17 protein-coding genes are annotated in these 18,188 nt (G+C 65.7%); 10 read left to right on the forward strand and 7 right to left on the reverse strand.

What is annotated here, in order from left to right; genetic code table 11:
• Nucleotides 1–236 precede the first annotated feature (236 nt).
• The gene (locus MHEC_RS18605) at nt 237–890 is read right to left on the reverse strand and encodes a response regulator (protein ID WP_048891892.1); all 654 of its coding nucleotides are present in this window, start codon (nt 888–890) and stop codon (nt 237–239) included.
• 654 nt (nt 891–1,544) lie between these two features.
• On the opposite strand from MHEC_RS18605, the gene MHEC_RS18610 reads away from it, so the two are divergent.
• From MHEC_RS18610 to MHEC_RS18620, 3 genes are all read left to right on the forward strand, one after another.
• Nucleotides 1,545–2,726, forward strand: coding sequence for a sensor histidine kinase (locus tag MHEC_RS18610; protein WP_048891891.1), 1,182 nt, complete (start codon nt 1,545–1,547; stop codon nt 2,724–2,726).
• A gap of 386 nt (nt 2,727–3,112) precedes the next feature.
• On the forward strand, nt 3,113–3,415 hold the full coding sequence (locus MHEC_RS18615; RefSeq protein ID WP_048891890.1) for a PE family protein: 303 nt from the start codon (nt 3,113–3,115) through the stop codon (nt 3,413–3,415).
• A gap of 28 nt (nt 3,416–3,443) precedes the next feature.
• Entirely contained in the window at nt 3,444–4,577 is a 1,134-nt protein-coding gene (locus tag MHEC_RS18620; protein ID WP_048891889.1) for a PPE family protein, read from the forward strand.
• 907 nt (nt 4,578–5,484) lie between these two features.
• On the opposite strand, the gene MHEC_RS18625 is transcribed toward MHEC_RS18620, so the two are convergent.
• The 4 genes from MHEC_RS18625 to MHEC_RS18640 form a co-directional block, all read right to left on the reverse strand.
• Entirely contained in the window at nt 5,485–7,128 is a 1,644-nt protein-coding gene (locus tag MHEC_RS18625) for an MFS transporter (RefSeq protein WP_172442146.1), read from the reverse strand.
• 232 nt (nt 7,129–7,360) lie between these two features.
• Nucleotides 7,361–8,530 carry an acyl-CoA dehydrogenase gene (locus MHEC_RS18630; protein WP_048891887.1) on the reverse strand — a complete coding sequence of 390 codons (1,170 nt, stop codon included), beginning with the start codon at nt 8,528–8,530 and terminating at the stop codon, nt 7,361–7,363.
• A 71-nt stretch (nt 8,531–8,601) separates the two neighbouring features.
• A complete protein-coding gene (gene purE, locus MHEC_RS18635) occupies nt 8,602–9,117 on the reverse strand; it encodes a 5-(carboxyamino)imidazole ribonucleotide mutase (RefSeq protein WP_048891886.1) in 516 nt (171 codons plus the stop codon).
• Nucleotides 9,110–10,330, reverse strand: a complete 1,221-nt coding sequence (locus MHEC_RS18640) for a 5-(carboxyamino)imidazole ribonucleotide synthase (RefSeq protein WP_071700164.1) — start codon at nt 10,328–10,330, stop codon at nt 9,110–9,112. The genes purE and MHEC_RS18640 overlap by 8 nt, the downstream gene beginning before the upstream one ends.
• A gap of 87 nt (nt 10,331–10,417) precedes the next feature.
• Between MHEC_RS18640 and MHEC_RS18645 the strand changes: the two genes are divergently transcribed.
• Nucleotides 10,418–11,080, forward strand: coding sequence for a GtrA family protein (locus tag MHEC_RS18645; protein WP_048891885.1), 663 nt, complete (start codon nt 10,418–10,420; stop codon nt 11,078–11,080).
• Here MHEC_RS18645 and MHEC_RS18650 read toward each other — a convergent pair.
• Complete coding sequence (locus tag MHEC_RS18650) at nt 11,035–11,553, reverse strand: PH domain-containing protein (RefSeq protein WP_048891884.1); 519 nt, start codon at nt 11,551–11,553, stop codon at nt 11,035–11,037. The genes MHEC_RS18645 and MHEC_RS18650 overlap by 46 nt on opposite strands.
• Complete coding sequence (locus MHEC_RS18655) at nt 11,553–12,368, reverse strand: biotin--[acetyl-CoA-carboxylase] ligase (RefSeq protein ID WP_048891883.1); 816 nt, start codon at nt 12,366–12,368, stop codon at nt 11,553–11,555. The genes MHEC_RS18650 and MHEC_RS18655 overlap by 1 nt, the downstream gene beginning before the upstream one ends.
• Nucleotides 12,369–12,406: 38 nt before the next feature.
• On the opposite strand from MHEC_RS18655, the gene MHEC_RS18660 reads away from it, so the two are divergent.
• From MHEC_RS18660 to MHEC_RS18685, 6 genes are read left to right on the forward strand one after another with little or no spacing between them, the layout of a single operon-like run.
• Entirely contained in the window at nt 12,407–14,047 is a 1,641-nt protein-coding gene (locus tag MHEC_RS18660; protein ID WP_048891882.1) for an acyl-CoA carboxylase subunit beta, read from the forward strand.
• Nucleotides 14,044–14,277: an acyl-CoA carboxylase subunit epsilon gene (locus MHEC_RS18665; protein WP_048891881.1), complete on the forward strand. Its 234-nt coding sequence runs from the start codon at nt 14,044–14,046 to the stop codon at nt 14,275–14,277. The genes MHEC_RS18660 and MHEC_RS18665 overlap by 4 nt, the downstream gene beginning before the upstream one ends.
• Nucleotides 14,274–14,912: a Maf family protein gene (locus MHEC_RS18670; protein WP_048891880.1), complete on the forward strand. Its 639-nt coding sequence runs from the start codon at nt 14,274–14,276 to the stop codon at nt 14,910–14,912. Before MHEC_RS18665 ends, MHEC_RS18670 begins: the two co-directional genes overlap by 4 nt.
• A 9-nt stretch (nt 14,913–14,921) precedes the next feature.
• Nucleotides 14,922–15,815, forward strand: a complete 894-nt coding sequence (locus tag MHEC_RS18675) for a sulfurtransferase (RefSeq protein ID WP_048891879.1) — start codon at nt 14,922–14,924, stop codon at nt 15,813–15,815.
• A complete protein-coding gene (locus MHEC_RS18680; protein ID WP_048891878.1) occupies nt 15,812–16,264 on the forward strand; it encodes a SufE family protein in 453 nt (150 codons plus the stop codon). The genes MHEC_RS18675 and MHEC_RS18680 overlap by 4 nt, the downstream gene beginning before the upstream one ends.
• 51 nt (nt 16,265–16,315) lie before the next feature.
• Nucleotides 16,316–18,112 carry an acetyl/propionyl/methylcrotonyl-CoA carboxylase subunit alpha gene (locus tag MHEC_RS18685; protein ID WP_048891877.1) on the forward strand — a complete coding sequence of 599 codons (1,797 nt, stop codon included), beginning with the start codon at nt 16,316–16,318 and terminating at the stop codon, nt 18,110–18,112.
• Nucleotides 18,113–18,188 lie beyond the last annotated feature (76 nt).

The following is an 18,188-nucleotide window of genomic DNA, read 5'->3' on the forward strand; positions in this document are numbered from 1 at the left end:
CCGCATCCTGTTTGGATTCGCCGATGTGTTCATTTCTTCCGACGATCGTGTGCGAATACCTGGCGCTGGTACTGGCGCGAGTTCGTGGTCAGCCGATGGATACCCCCGGCAGAACCTTGACGCGCATGACATTGCCGACGTGGCCGGGCCAGCCATCCGATTACGCGGATCGACAGCGCGAGCGTGGCCTAGAGGAGACGGGCCAGCATTCGACACGATCAGATTCCACGACTCCGCTAGTCCAGCAGTCGTTGCCGCATGGCCTCAGCGACCGCCGCGGCCCGGTCGCTGACACCGAGCTTCTCGTACAGCCTTTGCACATGAGTCTTGACTGTCGAAGGCGCCACATACAATTCGCTGGCGATCGCGGGGATGCTCTGACCGCGGGCAATGCGGTTAAGCACCTCACGCTCGCGGGGGCTAAGTACCGGCGCCGGTGGTTCCGCGCGACGGCGGATTTCCCCGGCAAGACCTTCGACAAGCGCGCTTGAAACCACGTCGCGGCCCTTGGCGCAATCGAGAACGGCATTCACGATTTCGGTTCGCGTCGACTCTTTTGGCAAGAACCCGGCCGCGCCCTGCTGCAATGCCTGATACACAATCGCCGATTCGTCGTGGGCCGATATAAGCATGACGCGCGTTGGCAACTGCCAACGCCGAACCGCGGCTGCCACCTGGGCACCATCCATGCCGGGCATTCGATAATCCAGGAGTGCGACATCGGGTAAGTGATCCTTAATCAATTGCAACGCGGTAGCGCCGTCGTCGGCCTCTCCAACTATCTCGACCGAGCCGCTCGACGTAAGCGCCCGGACGACGCCCTCGCGAAACAGTGGGTGATCATCGCCTACCACAACCCGAACTTTATGGGTCACCGCCGCCCCGGCCATGGCAGTTAGCTTCTCAGATTTCGACCACACGTGCTCCAAAATTGGGCAACATCCGATTTAACCGCAGTGGCACCGGACCTGCCGATCCACTTGAATGGTTCCAGAATCTTTGTTGGGCAAACCGTAGAGATGTACTCCGGGAGTCCGCGGCGCTTTCTCGCGATGGCAGATAGGCGTGCAAATTCGGGTGCCGGCCGACGTTGGCCAAGTGCCGACCCGGGTGGTCATTGTTAAGGTCTAATTGGACTTAAGCCGATTCCGACCGCCGCCTTCTGGTGTCGTAGGGGCAAACTGTCTGCGCATCGGCCTGTCCCCTACCACACCGCGCGCCCGGAAGCTCCGCGAGGGGGAATTCGGCCGGCCCTGCGACCAGGCCGACAGCTCATCGCATCGGCACTCAGCCCCGGGTGTGCCGCATCGCGGTCGCTAGCACTCACCCTGCGGCGACCCGCCGCGGTGAAGGCACCTGGAGCTTATCGACAAGCTGCGGTGTCAGGCGAAAGAAATGGGCAGCGGCAGCGGCCGGCGGACACCGCGATGCGCTTTCGCTTGGTGCCGTAGCCGCGCTGTCGATCGTGCAACGACTTCTTACGTGAAAACGCAGCTGGCCACAGTCGTGTCATTAATACTGTATTTCTTGTGGCAGCGAGCGGCATGGAACTGCGCCGGGTCTATAACTTGTACCAGTGGCGGGTTTCCCGAATTGCCTCAGTGCTTCGGATCGGCGTCGTGGCACTCATGGTTATGGCCATGCTCGTGGGAACCCCCCGGGCCGAATGGCCACAGCAAACCGTTCTACTGGCGCTGTACAGCCTCGCCGCACTATCTGCCTTTATCTTTGCGTTTTCACCAGCTCGCCAATCTCGGATCGGTCGGTTACAGCCTGTCGCTTTCACCGTCATTGACGTTTTGGCATTGACGAGTTTCCAGTTGTTGTCCACCCACGGACTAATGCCGCTAATGGTCATGACGGCGCTGCCGATCCTGGCGGGGCTTGATGTGTCGTCGCGAAGAGCCGTTATCGTGCTGGTCTGCAGCTGGCTGGGGTTTGTTGTCGCTGGCCTTCAAGATCCGGTGATGATCCGTGAGATGGGTTGGCCGGTAACTATTTTCGGACTCGTGTTGTATGGGTTCCTGTGCTGCACGGCGCTAGTGGTCGTTCGGGTCGAGGAGCGGCACGCCAATACGGTTGCGGGGCTGAGCGCTTTGCGGGAGGAGCTGCTTGCCGACACGATGACCGCAGCGGAAAGGGTGCAGCGCCGAATATCGGAATCAATTCATGATGGACCGCTACAGGACGTGCTAGCAGCCCGTCAGGAACTCGCCGAATTGGACGCGGCGACACCCGAGGACCCGCACGTCAACCACGCCCTGGCCTGTCTCCAGAGCGCGTCGGAGCGACTTCGGGAAGCCACCTTCGAGCTGCATCCAGCTGTTCTGGAGCAGGTCGGGGTTGGTGCCGCGGTTGAACAACTCGCGTCTTTCACTGCGCGCCGCTCCGGCGTTGCGATCACGACCGATATCGACTATCCGGTACAAACCACAATCGACCCGATCGTGTTCGGCGTGGTTCGCGAGTTGCTTTCCAACGTGGTGCGCCATGCGCACGCTAGTCGCGCCTCGGTCGCACTTGGGATCACCAATGGTAAATGTCACCTCGACGTTGCCGATGACGGTATCGGGATAACCAGCCAAGCGTTAGCGCGCCGACTCGCAGAGGGGCACATTGGGCTTGCCTCGCATCGGGCCCGCGTGGAAGCGGCCGGCGGAAGCTTCACCTTCCTCGATGAGCCCGTAGGCGTCCATGTCCGGGTCGAGCTACCGCTTAGGAACTAAGACACTTCGGTGTGGTCTGAGCAACCGGATCGGCCGCCCAACGGTGCGACCACAACTGGTCGTTCGAGCCGGCGCTCGCGCCCAGGAGACGGAATGCCCACAGCAGCGAGGCAGGTCAACCGGCCGCCGAGGTGACCTCCGAGCTGCGGTAAGTCGTCGGCGCGCCGCTCGCGGATAGCCAACCGGGGGACAGCGGCCCTACCAACCGGTGGACAACTAATTCATCTCAAGCTGCGTCCAGTCAGTCGACAGACAACGGCGGCTCTTCGCGGCACGGTAGCTGTGTGATGCGAGCGGCCCGATAGCAAAGCTGGAAGCAGTAAAGAAAATTTCGGGCGTCGCGCATCCGGCCACCACGAGCGGCGTTGTGACCAAGGGAGATCTGCATGTCATTTACGACCACCGAACCAGCGATGTTGGAGGCTGCCGCAAACAACTTACGGGTCATTGGTGCCGCGATGAGCGCCGGTAGCGCAGCCGCAGCGGCACCGACAACGAGTGTGATTCCAGCGGCCGCCGACGAGGTATCGGCCTTGACCGCAGCGCAGTTCGCTGCGCACGCCGCGATGTACCAGACCGTCAGCGCCCAGGCTGCGGCGATCCACGACCTGTTCGTGGCCACCTTGACCACCAGCGCCGCGTCCTACGCAGCCACCGAGGCTGCCAACACCAACACGGTCGCTTCTTAAGAGGACCGCGAAAAGGAGCAGTGCAGCAATGGATTTCGGGGCATTACCGCCAGAGATCAATTCTGGCCGGATGTACGCCGGTCCCGGATCGGGTCCGCTGTTGGCCGCCGCCGCGGCCTGGGAGGGTCTAGCCGCTGACTTGCGATCCACCGCCACCTCGTATCAGTCGGTGGTGTCGGAGTTGACAAGCGGGGCGTGGCGGGGCCCGGCGTCAACCGCGATGGCTACCGCCGCCACCACCCATGTGGCGTGGTTGACCGCCACCGCGGCGCAAACAGAGCAGTCGGCCAGCCAGGCGCGCGCGGCGGCGGCGGCCTACGAAATGGCGTTCGCGATGACGGTGCCGCCATCGGTTATCGCGGCCAACCGGAGTTTGCTCATGGCGTTGATCGCGACGAACTTTCTTGGCCAGAACACCCCTGCGATCATGGCCACCGAGGCCCACTACGCCGAAATGTGGGCGCAGGATGCCGCCGCCATGTACGCCTATGCAGGCTCGTCGGCGGCGGCCACCGCATTGACCCCGTTCAGCCCGCCACACCAAAACACAAACCCCGCTGGTTTGGCCGCCCAAGCCGCGGCGGTTGCACAGGCCATCGGCGCCGCTGCTGGAACGGAAACCCAGACGACATTCGCGCGCCTGGTTTCGTCGGTACCCACCGCATTGCAAGGGTTTGCCGTGCCGGGACTGTCCGCCAACCCGCCCAGCTGGCTCGATTACATGCTCGGCTCGATGACGCTGAGCAGCGGGTTCGCCTCGATCACGAGTTCGTTGACCGGGATCATTCGAATGCTGACGCCTGCTGCGCAAGCGGTCGAGCACGCAGCAACAACGGGTGGCTCGACGTTCGCGGCGGGACTCGGTGCAAGGGCTACCGGACTGCGGTCGGCGAGCTCCGGGGGCGCGACGATCGCCGCGAATCTGGGCCGCGCCGCGTCGATCGGGCGACTCTCGGTGCCGCAAAGCTGGGCAGCTGCGATTCCGGCGACCAGCACGCCTGGGCCATCATCCCTGGCTGCTGCCGCGGCGCCGCAGGCGGGCACACCGGAAGGCGTACTGGGCGGGCTCCCGACGGCCATGCCTTTCCGCGGTACCAGCGGTGGGGTTCTCCGGGTGGGGCAGCGCCGTTTCGTGATGCCCCGTCCTACCTGCGCCGGATAAACAACGAATTCGCTACCCGGCGCCTGACAGGGCAGCCCACACCTTCCAGGTGATCTACCAGCAGGCCAGCGCCCACGGCGCCACAATGCAAACCGCCAGTTCAACGCGGTCGGCACCGATTAGCGCCGTCGGCTCCAGCTGGGTCGAGCCCGATGGCCCTGCGCTTTTTGGCCGCTTGATGGCTGACCGTATACGTGCCGGGCCCAGCGCTGAACCCACTACCCAAAGCCAGAAGAAATCAGGGCCGGGGTTGCTGCCTCATCGCGTTGGCGCTGCAGGATGGTGGTGTAATTCGATGCAGGATTCGCAGATTGATTCGAAGTGGCGGTCTATCTCGACGGGTTGCGCCCAGTAGCCGTTGCCGAGATGCGAGGGCATCTCGTTGCGCAGTTTATGTATCTTCGGCGCCTTCCTCATCGCTGCCGAATGCGGGGGCGTGTTAAAAGGCGCTACGACTTTTCGGTGACAGCGATGTACTCGTCGGCGACGGTCCTGCCGGCGATGCGGGCATAGATCATCGTCATGGCAAGCGTTTTGTGTCTATCTGCCAGTGATCTGTGGCCCTTCGACCTAGCTTTGGCTGGTCGACCACCGGGCGAAGCGATCCCGTCCATCAGTTCATGTCCGGCACCACCGCGGGACCGAGTTGGCCGCGATCACGCAGGGCTATCCACTTGTTGGATCAATACCTGGCCTTCGTTGCGGCGTTGGGTGCGGTGAAGTTAGTTCGAAAATCGACCGAGACAACCGATCCGGGCCGGCACGCGACAGCCTGGCCGCGGTGTCATCGAGGAAACGCAGCGGCGATTTTGTCGACAATCGGCAAGACGCCGGGAAACATCAGCGGACCAACTGGGGCGTTTTCATAGCCCAGCTCGACGATCGTGTGCAAAGCAGTGCATGTTGATCACGGCGTTCTTGACGCCGACCCAGTTGCGCAGACCTCACTGGCAGCCGGCGCCTCCGCTGATGCTGAGCGGCTCATCTCGTCGACCCCGCTGAAAGGCCTGTGGGCCGACCTCAAAGCACCCAAACTGAGCTCGCGGTGGCTCCCGTGAGGCGATGGTTTCGCTGAGGCGGTCACGTTGTGGTGGTTGCGGCGCAGAGAGCAAGGAACTGTAATTGGTCGCCGCCGCCGGGCAGGATGCCGACAGGTCGAACGCGCTCGATGCAGTGCGCGATGCCAGCGAATCACCTTCCACAGGCCGACGCTCAGCATGGGCAGGTAGAGCACAAACGCGACACGGAAGGCGGTAGTCGTGTCGGCTGTGGCTGGCTCGAGGGCATCGACGAGGTAACCGACACCGAGCACTGCAATCGCGGTAGCGCAAGCGCCGCCCGTGTTGACCGTGCTTAGCGCCGCACCGAGTCTGTGGTCCGGGTTGTGGAGTCTGGCATGCTCCATCCCTATCAATGCTCCAGGGTCGCCAGCGCCGAGCACGACGGCGAGAACCGCGACGAGCCAAAGAGGTGCCTGCCCGGGCCAGGCGAGAGTCGCCGACCACGTGAGCAGGTTTGCCATGGGAATCCCCAACGCAATCAGTAGCCGTGCTCGCCCAGAACGGCTGATCGAATGTCCAATCACCGGACCCAGGACGACTCTGGAAACGGCGACGATCGTCAGCAGATGCAGCGCCGTGGCCGCGGTAAACCTTTCACCGCGGGTGAGGAATGGGAAGCCCCAAAGCAGCAAGAAGGCATTGGCCGGAAAACGGCAAGTGAAATGCACCCAGAAGCCCAGCCGCGTGCCCGGTTCCCGCCAGGCCTCCCGCAGCGCTGAAAGCCGCCGCATCGCATTGCAATTACCGACAGTGACGTCAGCGCTTCGCTGCTGCCATGACCGGCCGGCGCGCGCATCATCGAAAGGATGGTCGCGTAACGCCGTCAGCACCACAACGATCAACGAAGCGCCAATCATCGCGGTTCCGAAAAACGTTGCGCTCCAACCGAATGTCCTCAAGGCGGTGGAAAGTGGGGCCGCACCCAGTACACTTCCGAACCCGATGCCCACGGCGGTTGCCATCTGGCTCATCAACGCATTCCGTTTCCCCGGAAACCACGACGCGATCAGGCGCAGCACGCTGCTGGAGATCACCACGTCACCAGCGCTAAAGAGTCCGCGGGTGGCCAAGGCACACGGAAACGAATGAGTAACTGCGAAAAACAACTGTGCCACCGACATCGTTGCGAGACCGCAACAAAGGATGCATTTCGGGCCGAATCGATCGATCAACGCGCCTGCGGGCACAAGCAGAACCAGATAAACGATAACTTGCAGTGTGACAAAGCTTGCCAGTTGTGTTGCGCTGACACCAAATCGGCTCGCGGCATCGTCGCCCGCCACGGCCAGAGCACTTCGGTAACCGGCAGCGACAGTAAACACCACCGCCCCAATCGTCCACATACCCAGCGGCTGGATGCGCAATCTTTCGATGGCTCTCGCCTGGGAATTCCTTGGCAGCGGCGTTCGCTGTTTGAGGGTGGCAAACGGCGATAATCTCGTTTCTGCTGGACCGCTCAGTGGGGTGAGCATGCGGCGTGATGTCGGCACAGCTGGACTATCCCGTGTGCGGCGCTGCCGGCGCATCCCCCGACCAGCCACTTGTCTCGGATGATTCTTACGTCCCCCAAACAGCGGACAGGCTGGGCAGGACGCCTGGGTGGCGGAAATCTCCGCAGCGTTCGCGACAGGTCCAATCCATCGCGCGACGTAATCGGCAAGGCGTGGATCCCAATGCCCGGTTGTCGGTGCGCCCCAACATGCTTCCCGCGTGCCGTGACGCTCACCGCAGCACGTGCCGTGACATCACCACCCGCTGAATCTGGTTGGTGCCCTCGTAGATCTGGGTGATCTTGGCGTCGCGCATAAAGCGTTCGACTGGGAAGTCAGTGGTGTAGCCGGCACCACCGAAGAGCTGCACGGCTGACTCCGTCACGTCCATGGCGGTGTCGGAGGCGAAGCACTTCGCGGCGGCGGAGATGAATCCAAGATTTGGCTCGCCGCGTTCGGCGCGGGCGGCCGCGCTATAGACCATCAGCCGGGCCGCTTCGATTTTCATCGCCATGTCGGCGATCTCGAATTGCACACCCTGGAACTCGGAGATCGACTTGCCGAACTGCTTGCGGTCCTTGGTGTACGCGATCGTGGCATCCAACGCGCCCTGAGCGATGCCGACGGCCTGCGCGCCGACCGTGGGGCGGGTGTGATCAAGGGTCTGCAGTGCGGTCTTGAACCCGGTACCGGGTTCACCGATGATCCGATCGCCCGGGATGCGGCAGTTCTCGAAGTACAGCTCGGTAGTCGGTGAGCCCTTGATGCCCATTTTCTTCTCCTTGGGCCCAACGGAGAAGCCTTCGTCGTCCTTATGCACCATGAAGGCCGAAATACCGTTGGCGCCCTTGTCCGGATCGGTCACGGCCATCACCGTGTACCAGGTTGATCTGCCGCCGTTGGTGATCCAGCACTTGGTTCCGTTAAGGATCCAGGTGTCCCCGTCGGCTTTGGCGCGGGTCCGCATCGATGCCGCGTCGCTGCCGGCTTCCCGCTCGCTTAATGCGTAGGACGCCATCGCCCCGTCCTTGGCCAGCGACGGCAGAACCTGCTTCTTCAGCTCTTCCGAACCCCGCAGGATCAGCCCCATGGTGCCCAGCTTGTTGACGGCCGGGATCAGCGAAGCCGACGCGTCGACGCGAGCCACTTCTTCGATCACGATGCAGGTGGCCACCGAGTCCGCGCCCTGCCCGCCGTACTCCTCCGGCACATGCACGGCGTTGAAGCCTGCCGCATTCAGTGCAGCCAGCGCCTCCTCGGGAAACCGGGACCGCTCGTCCACGTCGGCGGCATGGGGGGCGATCTCCTTTTCCGCCAGCGCGCGGATCGCGGCCCGCAGTTCTTGGTGCTCCTCGGGCAGTTGGAACAGGTCGAACGACGGATTTCCGGCCCAGCGAGCCATTGTGCCTCCTTGCGCTGTGCTTGAGTGCCCGGCTTCACCTCGGGCCGACGCCCAGGCCGATCGTCGCTGGGCTACTGACCGGTAACTTTACCGCGCCGGCTTTTCAGGTCGGCATCCTTAGCGCGCACGCTCTCCGCCAACTGCTCCTGAAAGGCCACGATCCGCGCCCGCAACGCGGGATCGGACGACCCGAGAATCCGCACCGCCAGTAGGCCCGCGTTGCGGGCACCACCGATGGATACCGTTGCCACCGGAACCCCGGCGGGCATCTGCACGATCGACAGCAGCGAATCGAGGCCGCCCAGCCGGGCCAGTGGCACCGGAACCCCGATCACCGGCAAGGGTGTCGCCGAGGCCACCATTCCCGGCAGGTGGGCCGCACCACCCGCGCCGGCAATGATCACCTCGATCCCGCGGTCGGCGGCCCCCCGCGCGTAGTCGAGCATCAGCCCGGGCGTGCGGTGCGCAGATACCACGCCGACCTCGAACGCGACATCGAACTCGTCGAGCGCAGCGGCGGCGTCGGACATCACCGACCAGTCGCTGTCGCTGCCCATGATCACCCCGACGCGGGCCTTGCTAGCCATGTGGCTCCCATCCGTCGGTCCACTGACCGTGTGACAACCAGTGTGCGGCCAGAGCCGCGCGCTCACGCAGATTCGCCACCTCGGCGTCGTCGGAGCCAAGGAAGTTGACGTGCCCGATCTTGCGGCCCGGCCGCTCGCCCTTGCCGTAAAGGTGAACCCGGGCTTCCGGCATCCGGGCGAACAGGTGATGCAGCCGCTCGTCGACCGTCATCGTCGGCGTGCGCGGGGCGCCCAACACGTTGGCCATCACCGTCACCGGCACGGTGGCACCGGTGTCGCCGAGCGGATAGTCCAGCACCGCGCGCAGATGCTGCTCGAACTGGCTGGTGCGAGCCCCGTCCATGGTCCAGTGCCCGGAGTTGTGCGGGCGCATCGCCAGTTCGTTGACCAGCAACCGGCCGTCAGTCGTTTCGAACAGCTCGACCGCCAGCACTCCGACGACACCGAGCTCGGCCGCCAGCCGCAGCGCCAGCTGCTGGGCCTCGGCGCCGACGTCGTCGTCAAGTCCCGGCGCCGGCGCGATCACCTCGACGCAGATGCCATCGCGCTGCACGGTCTGCACCACCGGCCACGCCGCGCCCTGGCCGAACGGCGAGCGCGCCACCAACGCGGCCAGTTCGCGGCGCATCTCGACCCGCTCCTCGACCAGCACCGGCACGCCGCTGGCCAAAAATTTGTCCGCGGCCTCCCGGGCCTGAGCCACATCGCGGGCCATCCGCACCCCACGGCCGTCATACCCGCCGCGGACCGCCTTGACCACAATCGGGCCGCCGACGCGACCGGCGAACGCGTCGACCCTGTCCAGCTCGTCGAGCCGGCTGACACCTGCGAACCGCGGCACCGGCGCATCCAGCGCGGCAAGCCGCTCCCGCATGACGAGCTTGTCCTGCGCGTGGACCAGGGCCTGCGGCGGCGGCGCGACGTTGACGCCCTCAGCGACCAGTTTCTCCAGCAGCTCGTTGGGGACGTGCTCGTGGTCGAAGGTCACAACGTCCGCGCCGAGTGCCACCCGGCGCAGATCGTCAAGGTTGGTGTGGGAACCGACGACCACGTCCGGGCTGACCTGAGCAGCGGGATCGTCGGGCGCGGCGGCCAGCACCCGCAGGGTCTGGCCCAGGGCGATCGCGGCCTGATGGGTCATTCGGGCCAGCTGACCGCCACCAACCATGGCGACCAGCGGTGCGGCGATGGGCGTACCGGGCACGCCAATCATGGTGTCACGACCGGCTGAGCGCGGTGTTTAGCGGCGCTGGCACCGCCGCGGCGCGCCGGCGACCCGTAATACGTAGACTGCGACACTGTGTCCTTTGCCGATGCCACGATCGTGCGGTTGCCGCGGGTGGTCCGGTCCTACGTCGAACGCCATCACGAACTGATCAAGTTCGTCATCGTCGGGGCCACCACGTTCGTCATCGACTCGGCGATCTTTTACACGCTGAAGCTGACCATCCTCGAACCCAAGCCGGTGACCGCCAAGGTCATCGCGGGCATCGTCGCGGTCATCGCGTCGTACATCCTCAACCGCGAGTGGAGCTTCCGGCACCGCGGCGGCCGTGAACGCCACCACGAGGCGTTGCTGTTTTTCGCCTTCAGCGGGGTGGGGGTGCTGCTGTCCATGGCGCCGCTGTGGTTCTCCAGCTACATCCTGCAGCTGCGGGTGCCGCACGTGTCGCTGACGGTGGAGAACATCGCCGACTTCATCTCGGCCTACATCATCGGCAACCTGCTGCAGATGGCGTTCCGGTTCTGGGCATTTCGCCGGTGGGTGTTCCCCGACGAGTTCGGCCGCATCCCGGAGGGGGCGCTGGAATCGGCGCTGACCGCAGGCGGCATCGCCGAGGTCTTCGAGGACAACATCGAAGAGGGCGGCACGGTCACGCTGCTGCGGGGGTGGCGGTCCCGCCGCAGCCGGTTCGCTCAGCTGGGCGACTCGTCGGATCCGAGCGTGTCGAAAACTTCGTGACACAGCAGCGCGTGGACCTGTCGCACGCGCGGAATGTCGTAGAACTCCAACGGATCTTGTGACACCGACTCGATGATCAGCGTGCCCGCGCGCAGCATCCGGTCGACGATGCCGTGCCGGAACTCCACGTGAAAGATCCGGGCCAGCGGGATGTCGATTCCGCTGCCCGCCAACACCCCGTGCCGAAACATCACCCGTCGGTCAGTGATGACGAAATGTGTTGTCAGCCAAGCCAAGAACGGCCATACAGCGAGCCAGCCGACCATCACCAGCCAGATCGCCCAGATGACCCCGAAGATGACGTTCTTGGCGCTCGGGTCCCAGGGCCTGGTGTTGACGAATCCGGCGACGAACGACGCCAGACCGGTCGCCAGGAGGAGCACGGTGACCGCACCGACCAGGCGCTTCCAGTGGGGATGGCGGTGCAGCACCACCTGCTCGCCGTCGGCCAGCACGTTGTCGGGGTAGCGCATCAGCGCGCAGCCCGCAGGTGGGTGATGTCGCCGGCCGAGATCGACACCGTCTGAGCGCCGGTGTCCACCTGCAGCCGGCCCATCTCGTCGACGCCCTGGGCGACGCCGACCACTTCACGGTCACCGGGCAGGGTGGCCTGCACGCAGCGCCCCAGCGTCACGCTGTGGCGTTGGTAGTCGGCCACCAGCCCCGGGTCGGCCCCGGCCGCGGTGCGCCAGGCTTCGATGCGCGCAATCAATTCCCGAAGTATCCTGTGCACCAACGCGTTTCGGTCGGTCATCGACGACCCCAGCATGAGCAGCGACGTGGCAGCCGGATCCGGTGCTTCCTCGGCGGTCAACGTCACGTTCAACCCCAGCCCGATCACGATCACCGGCGCCGGGGCGGCGACTTCGGTCAGGATCCCGGCCAGCTTGCCGTCGTTCACCAGCACGTCGTTCGGCCATTTCAGGCCGGCTGACACGCCGGCCGCCGCGGCCAGCGCGTCGACGACCGCCACCCCCGTCGCCAGCGGCAGCCAGCCCCACGCCGATCGGGCCACCGACGCGCCGTTCACCCCGACCGACATCGCGATCTGCGCGCGGGGTGGCGCCGACCAGCGCCGGCCATGACGTCCGCGCCCGGCGTTCTGGTACTCGGCCAGCAACACACACCCGTCGATGTCCTCGCCGGTCGCCGCGCGGGCCAGCAGATCGGCGTTGGTCGACCCGGTTTGTTCGACGACGTCGAGTCGGCGCCACCCCAGTCCGGGCCCGACCAGCCCGTCGCGCAGCACCGCCGCATCCAACGGCGGCCTGAGCAGGTCATGCTCCATCGCAGCCCAGCCTATGCCAGCCGCTAAGCTCGACAGCCATGACGAGCGTTACCGATCACCACGCCGAACCCGCCGCCGAGCACACGGTCGACATCCACACCACCGCGGGCAAGCTGGCGCAGCTGCGCACGCGCCTCGAGGAGACCCTGCACCCGGTCGGTGTCGAGGCCGTGGACAAGGTGCACGCCAAGGGCAAGCTGACCGCCCGCGAGCGCATCTACGCGCTGCTGGACGAGGGGTCGTTCGTCGAGTTGGACGCCTTGGCCCGGCACCGCAGCACCAACTTCGGGCTGGACGCCAAGCGCCCACTCGGTGACGGTGTGGTCACCGGCTACGGCACGATCGACGGCCGTGACGTGTGCATCTTCAGCCAGGACGCCACCGTGTTCGGCGGCAGCCTCGGCGAGGTCTACGGCGAAAAGATCGTCAAGGTGCAAAACCTGGCGATCAAGACCGGGCGCCCGCTGATCGGCATCAACGACGGGGCTGGGGCACGCATCCAGGAGGGTGTGGTCTCGCTGGGCCTCTACAGCCGGATTTTCTACAACAACATCATGGCCTCGGGTGCGATCCCGCAGATCTCGCTGATCATGGGCGCCGCCGCGGGCGGGCACGTCTACTCCCCCGCCCTGACCGATTTCGTGGTCATGGTCGACCAGACCAGCCAGATGTTCATCACGGGCCCGGACGTCATCAAGACCGTCACCGGCGAGGACGTCACGATGGAGGAGCTCGGCGGCGCCCACACCCACATGGCCAAGTCCGGGACGGCGCACTACGTCGCATCCGGCGAGCAGGACGCGTTCGACTGGGTTCGGGAACTGTTGAGCTACCTGCCGCCCAACAATTACGCGGATCCCCCGCGGTTTTCGGCGCCGGTTCCCGAGGGCGCCATCGATGACAACCTCACCGCCGAGGACCTCGAACTCGACACGCTGATTCCCGATTCGCCGAACCAGCCCTACGACATGCACGAGGTGATCACCCGGATCCTCGACGAGGACGAGTTCCTCGAAATACAAGCGGGATACGCGCAGAACATCGTCGTCGGGTTCGGCCGCATCGATGGCCGCCCCGTCGGCATCGTCGCCAACCAGCCCACGCAATTCGCCGGCTGCCTGGACATCAACGCCTCGGAGAAGGCGGCCCGTTTCATCAGGACCTGCGACTGCTTCAACATCCCGATCGTCATGCTGGTCGACGTGCCGGGTTACTTGCCGGGCACTAACCAGGAATACAACGGCATCATCCGTCGCGGCGCCAAGCTGCTCTACGCCTACGGTGAGGCCACGGTCCCCAAGGTCACGGTGATCACCCGCAAGGCCTACGGCGGTGCCTACTGCGTGATGGGGTCCAAGGACATGGGCGCCGACGTCGCCGTCGCCTGGCCGACGGCGCAGATCGCGGTGATGGGTGCCTCCGGGGCGGTCGGTTTCGTCTACCGTCAGCAGCTCGCCGAGGCGGCGAAAAAGGGCGAGGATGTTGACGCGCTGCGGCTGCAGCTGCAGCAGGACTACGAGGACACCTTGGTCAACCCCTACATCGCCGCCGAGCGCGGCTACGTCGACGCGGTGATCCCGCCGTCGCACACCCGCGGCTACATCGCGACCGCCCTGCGGCTGCTGGAACGCAAGATCGCCCAGCTGCCGCCCAAGAAGCACGGGAACATTCCGCTGTGAACACCCAGGCGCACGACGGGCACCAGCCCCACATCGAGATTTCCAAGGGCAATCCCACCGACGAAGAGTTGGCCGCGCTGATCGCCGTGCTGGGCAGCATAGGTGGCGGCCCGGCCGAGCCGACACAGCCCGAACGCAACATGTGGGGACACCCGGTCGACAAGTTGCGCTACCCGGTTTTCAGCTGGCAACGCGTCACCCTGCTGGAACGGATCCATATGCGGCGATGACCCGCCTGGTGCTCGGGTCAGCCTCACCGGGCCGGCTCAAAGTATTACGCCAGGCCGGCGTCGAGCCACTGATCCGCGTATCCGGCGTCGACGAGGATGCGCTCACCGCCGAACTCGGCCCGAACGCCTCACCCGCACAGGTCGTCTGCGCGCTGGCCCGCGCCAAAGCCGAGCGGGTCGCGAACGGTCTGCATAGCGCGCTCGCCGCGGATTGCGTTGTGATCGGCTGTGATTCGATGCTGCACATCGACGGCCGGTTGTGCGGCAAACCCGGCTCGGCCGACGAGGCGCGCCGGCAGTGGCAGGCCATCGGTGGCCGGTCCGGGCGGCTCTACACCGGGCACGCGGTGCTGCGGCTGGTCGACGGCGAGACGGATGGGCGGGCCGACGAAGCAGCCACGACCACAGTACATTTCGGCATGCCCACACCGGAAGACGTGGCCGCCTACGTCGACAGCGGCGAACCGCTGCAGGTGGCCGGCGGATTCACCATCGACGGTCTGGGTGGCTGGTTCGTCGACGGGGTCGACGGCGACCCGTCCAATGTGATCGGCTTGAGTTTGCCGCTGACGCGTGTTCTGTTGCAGCGTGTCGGCGTCTCGGTGGCCGCGTTGTGGGAGGCCAATCCGCTGTAGGCTCGAGGTGTGCCGCTGCCAGAAGATCCCAGCCCAACCCTCGCCGGCTACGCCCACCCTGAACGCCTGGTCACCACCGACTGGCTGGCCGCCAACCTGGGCAGACCCGGGCTTGCCATCGTCGAATCCGACGAAGACGTCCTGCTCTACGACGTCGGCCATATTCCCGGCGCGGTCAAAGTCGACTGGCACACCGACCTTAATGACCCGCGGGTGCGCGACTACATCAACGGTGAGCAGTTCGCCGACCTGATGAACCGCAAGGGCATCGCCCGCGACGACACCGTGGTGATCTACGGCGACAAGAGCAACTGGTGGGCGGCCTATGCGCTGTGGGTGTTCACGTTGTTCGGCCACCCGGATGTCCGGCTGCTCAACGGCGGACGCGATCTATGGCTGGCCGAGGGCCGCGAGACCACGCTGGACGTGCCGAACAAGACCTCGACCGGCTATCCGGTGGTGCAGCGCAACGACGGTCCGATCCGCGCGTTCAAAGAAGACGTCCTGGCCTCCCTGGGCGCGCAGCCGCTGATCGACGTGCGCTCACCGGAGGAGTACACCGGCAAGCGCACCCACATGCCCGACTACCCCGAAGAAGGTGCGCTGCGGGCGGGTCACATCCCCACCGCGGTGCACATCCCGTGGGGCAAGGCGGCCGACGAAACCGGGCGGTTCCGCAGCCGCGACGAACTCGACAAGCTCTACGGCTTCATCAAGCCCGACGACAAGACGATCGTCTACTGCCGCATCGGTGAGCGCTCCAGCCACACCTGGTTCGTGCTGACCCATTTGTTGGGCATCCCCGGCGTGCGCAACTACGACGGGTCGTGGACGGAGTGGGGCAACACCGTGCGGGTGCCCATCGTTGCCGGCGACGAGCCGGGAGAAGTACCTGCCCGATGAGCCTGCCCGCGCCGCTGGCCGAGGTGGTGTCCGACTTCGCCGAAGTCCAGGGCCAGGACAAGCTGAGGCTTTTGCTGGAATTCGCCGACGAATTGCCGCCGCTGCCAGCCGAGTTGGAAGAGGCGGCGATGGAACCGGTGCCCGAGTGCCAGTCCCCACTGTTCATGCACGTCGACGCCAGCGATCCGCAGCGGGTGCGGCTGCATTTCTCCGCCCCGGCCGAAGCGCCCACCACCCGCGGGTTCGCCTCGATCTTGGCCGCCGGCCTCGACGAACAACCCGCGGCCGACATTCTGGCCGTGCCGGAAGATTTCTATGACGACCTGGGTCTGGCGGCACTGGTCAGCCCGCTGCGGCTGCGCGGGATGGCGGCCATGTTGGCCCGTATCAAACGTCGGCTCCGCGAGTCGGATGGGGGACTGGCCAGCCCGGCGCGGAACCGCGGTTAAACTCCCCCTGACAAACTTGTAAGAAATTCTCTTAGAGACGCAGGAGGCGCAGTGCCCAGTCACGCCAGCTCGCGGATCGCCAAGGTCCTGGTCGCAAATCGTGGGGAGATCGCGGTCCGGGTGATCCGCGCGGCCCGCGACGCGGGCCTGCCGAGCGTGGCGGTGTACGCCGAGCCCGACGCCGACGCACCGCACGTACGGCTGGCCGACGAGGCCTTTGCGCTGGGTGGACAGACGTCGGCGGAATCCTACCTGGACTTCGGTAAATTGCTCGACGCCGCCGAGAAGTCCGGCGCCAACGCGATCCACCCCGGCTACGGGTTCTTGAGCGAGAACGCCGATTTCGCGCAGGCCGTCATCGACGCGGGGCTGATCTGGATCGGGCCCAGCCCGCAGTCGATCCGCGACCTCGGCGACAAGGTCACCGCCCGCCACATCGCCGCCCGCGCGCAGGCTCCGCTGGTGCCCGGTACCCCCGACCCGGTCAAAGACGCCGACGAGGTGGTGGCCTTCGCCCGGGAGCACGGGGTGCCGATCGCGATCAAGGCCGCGTTTGGCGGCGGCGGCAAGGGCCTGAAGGTAGCCCGCACCATCGAGGAAATTCCCGAGCTGTACGACTCCGCGGTCCGCGAAGCCGTCGCGGCGTTCGGCCGCGGCGAGTGCTTCGTGGAGCGCTACCTGGACAAGCCGCGCCACGTCGAGGCCCAGGTGCTCGCCGACATGCACGGCAACGTGGTGGTGGCCGGACTGCGGGACTGCTCGCTGCAGCGCCGCTACCAAAAGCTGGTCGAGGAGGCCCCAGCGCCCTTCCTGACCGACGCGCAACGCAAGGAGATTCACCAGGCGGCCAAACGCATCTGCCGAGAAGCCCACTATCACGGCGCCGGCACCGTCGAGTTCCTCGTCGGTCAAGACGGGCTGATCTCGTTCCTGGAGGTCAACACCCGGCTGCAGGTCGAGCACCCGGTCACCGAGGAGACCGCCGGCATCGACCTGGTATTGCAGCAGTTCAAGATCGCCAACGGCGACAAGCTCGACATCACCGAGGATCCGGTGCCGCGCGGGCATGCCTTCGAGTTCCGCATCAACGGCGAAGACGCCGGGCGCAACTTCCTGCCCGCGCCGGGGCCGGTAACCAAGTTCCACCCGCCGTCGGGGCCGGGTGTGAGGCTGGATTCGGGGGTGGAGACCGGCTCGGTTATCGGCGGGCAGTTCGACTCCATGCTGGCCAAGCTGATCGTGTACGGGGCCAACCGCGCCGAAGCGCTGGCCCGGGCCCGCCGCGCGCTCGACGAGTTCGAGGTCGAGGGCCTGGCCACGGTGATCCCGTTCCACCGGGCGATCGTGCGCGACCCGGCGTTCATCGGGGACGAGAACGGCTTTTCGGTGCACACCCGCTGGATCGAAACCGAGTGGAACAACACCATCGAGCCGTTCAGCGGCGGCGAACCGCTCGACGAGGAAGACGCGCGCCCACGCCAGAAGGTGGTCGTCGAGGTCGGCGGCCGCCGGCTCGAGGTGTCGCTGCCCGCGGATCTGGCGCTGTCCAACGGCGCCGGTCCCGACCAAGCCGGTGTTATTCGGCGCAAACCCAAGCCCCGAAAACGCGGCGCGCTGGCGGGCGCGGCGGCCTCTGGTGACGCGGTGACCGCCCCCATGCAGGGCACCGTGGTCAAGGTCGCCGTCGAAGAGGGCCAGGAGGTCACCGCCGGCGACCTGGTCGTGGTGCTGGAGGCGATGAAGATGGAAAACCCGGTCACCGCGCACAAAGACGGCACCATCACCGGTCTGGCCGTCGAGGCCGGGGCCGCGATCACCCAGGGCACGGTACTGGCCGAGATCAAGTAACCGCGACACACCAGACCGCCGGGCCAGCGCCGTTGTCGGTCGCGCGGCACCCGGGTAGGGTTTTCAACAGGTTGAG

The sequence above is a fragment of the Mycobacterium heckeshornense genome, from assembly GCF_016592155.1.
GTDB lineage: Bacteria > Actinomycetota > Actinomycetes > Mycobacteriales > Mycobacteriaceae > Mycobacterium > Mycobacterium heckeshornense.

What these genes read in the sequence shown, in the direction of transcription:
- MHEC_RS18605 (WP_048891892.1), bottom strand. Translation starts at nt 890, where the DNA reads ATGGCCGGGGCGGCGGTGACCCATAAAGTTCGGGTTGTGGTAGGCGAT.
- MHEC_RS18610 (WP_048891891.1), top strand. Translation starts at nt 1,545, where the DNA reads ATGGAACTGCGCCGGGTCTATAACTTGTACCAGTGGCGGGTTTCCCGA.
- MHEC_RS18615 (WP_048891890.1), top strand. Translation starts at nt 3,113, where the DNA reads ATGTCATTTACGACCACCGAACCAGCGATGTTGGAGGCTGCCGCAAAC.
- MHEC_RS18620 (WP_048891889.1), top strand. Translation starts at nt 3,444, where the DNA reads ATGGATTTCGGGGCATTACCGCCAGAGATCAATTCTGGCCGGATGTAC.
- MHEC_RS18630 (WP_048891887.1), bottom strand. Translation starts at nt 8,530, where the DNA reads ATGGCTCGCTGGGCCGGAAATCCGTCGTTCGACCTGTTCCAACTGCCC.
- purE (WP_048891886.1), bottom strand. Translation starts at nt 9,117, where the DNA reads ATGGCTAGCAAGGCCCGCGTCGGGGTGATCATGGGCAGCGACAGCGAC.
- MHEC_RS18640 (WP_071700164.1), bottom strand. Translation starts at nt 10,330, where the DNA reads ATGATTGGCGTGCCCGGTACGCCCATCGCCGCACCGCTGGTCGCCATG.
- MHEC_RS18650 (WP_048891884.1), bottom strand. Translation starts at nt 11,553, where the DNA reads ATGCGCTACCCCGACAACGTGCTGGCCGACGGCGAGCAGGTGGTGCTG.
- MHEC_RS18655 (WP_048891883.1), bottom strand. Translation starts at nt 12,368, where the DNA reads ATGGAGCATGACCTGCTCAGGCCGCCGTTGGATGCGGCGGTGCTGCGC.
- MHEC_RS18660 (WP_048891882.1), top strand. Translation starts at nt 12,407, where the DNA reads ATGACGAGCGTTACCGATCACCACGCCGAACCCGCCGCCGAGCACACG.
- MHEC_RS18670 (WP_048891880.1), top strand. Translation starts at nt 14,274, where the DNA reads ATGACCCGCCTGGTGCTCGGGTCAGCCTCACCGGGCCGGCTCAAAGTA.
- MHEC_RS18680 (WP_048891878.1), top strand. Translation starts at nt 15,812, where the DNA reads ATGAGCCTGCCCGCGCCGCTGGCCGAGGTGGTGTCCGACTTCGCCGAA.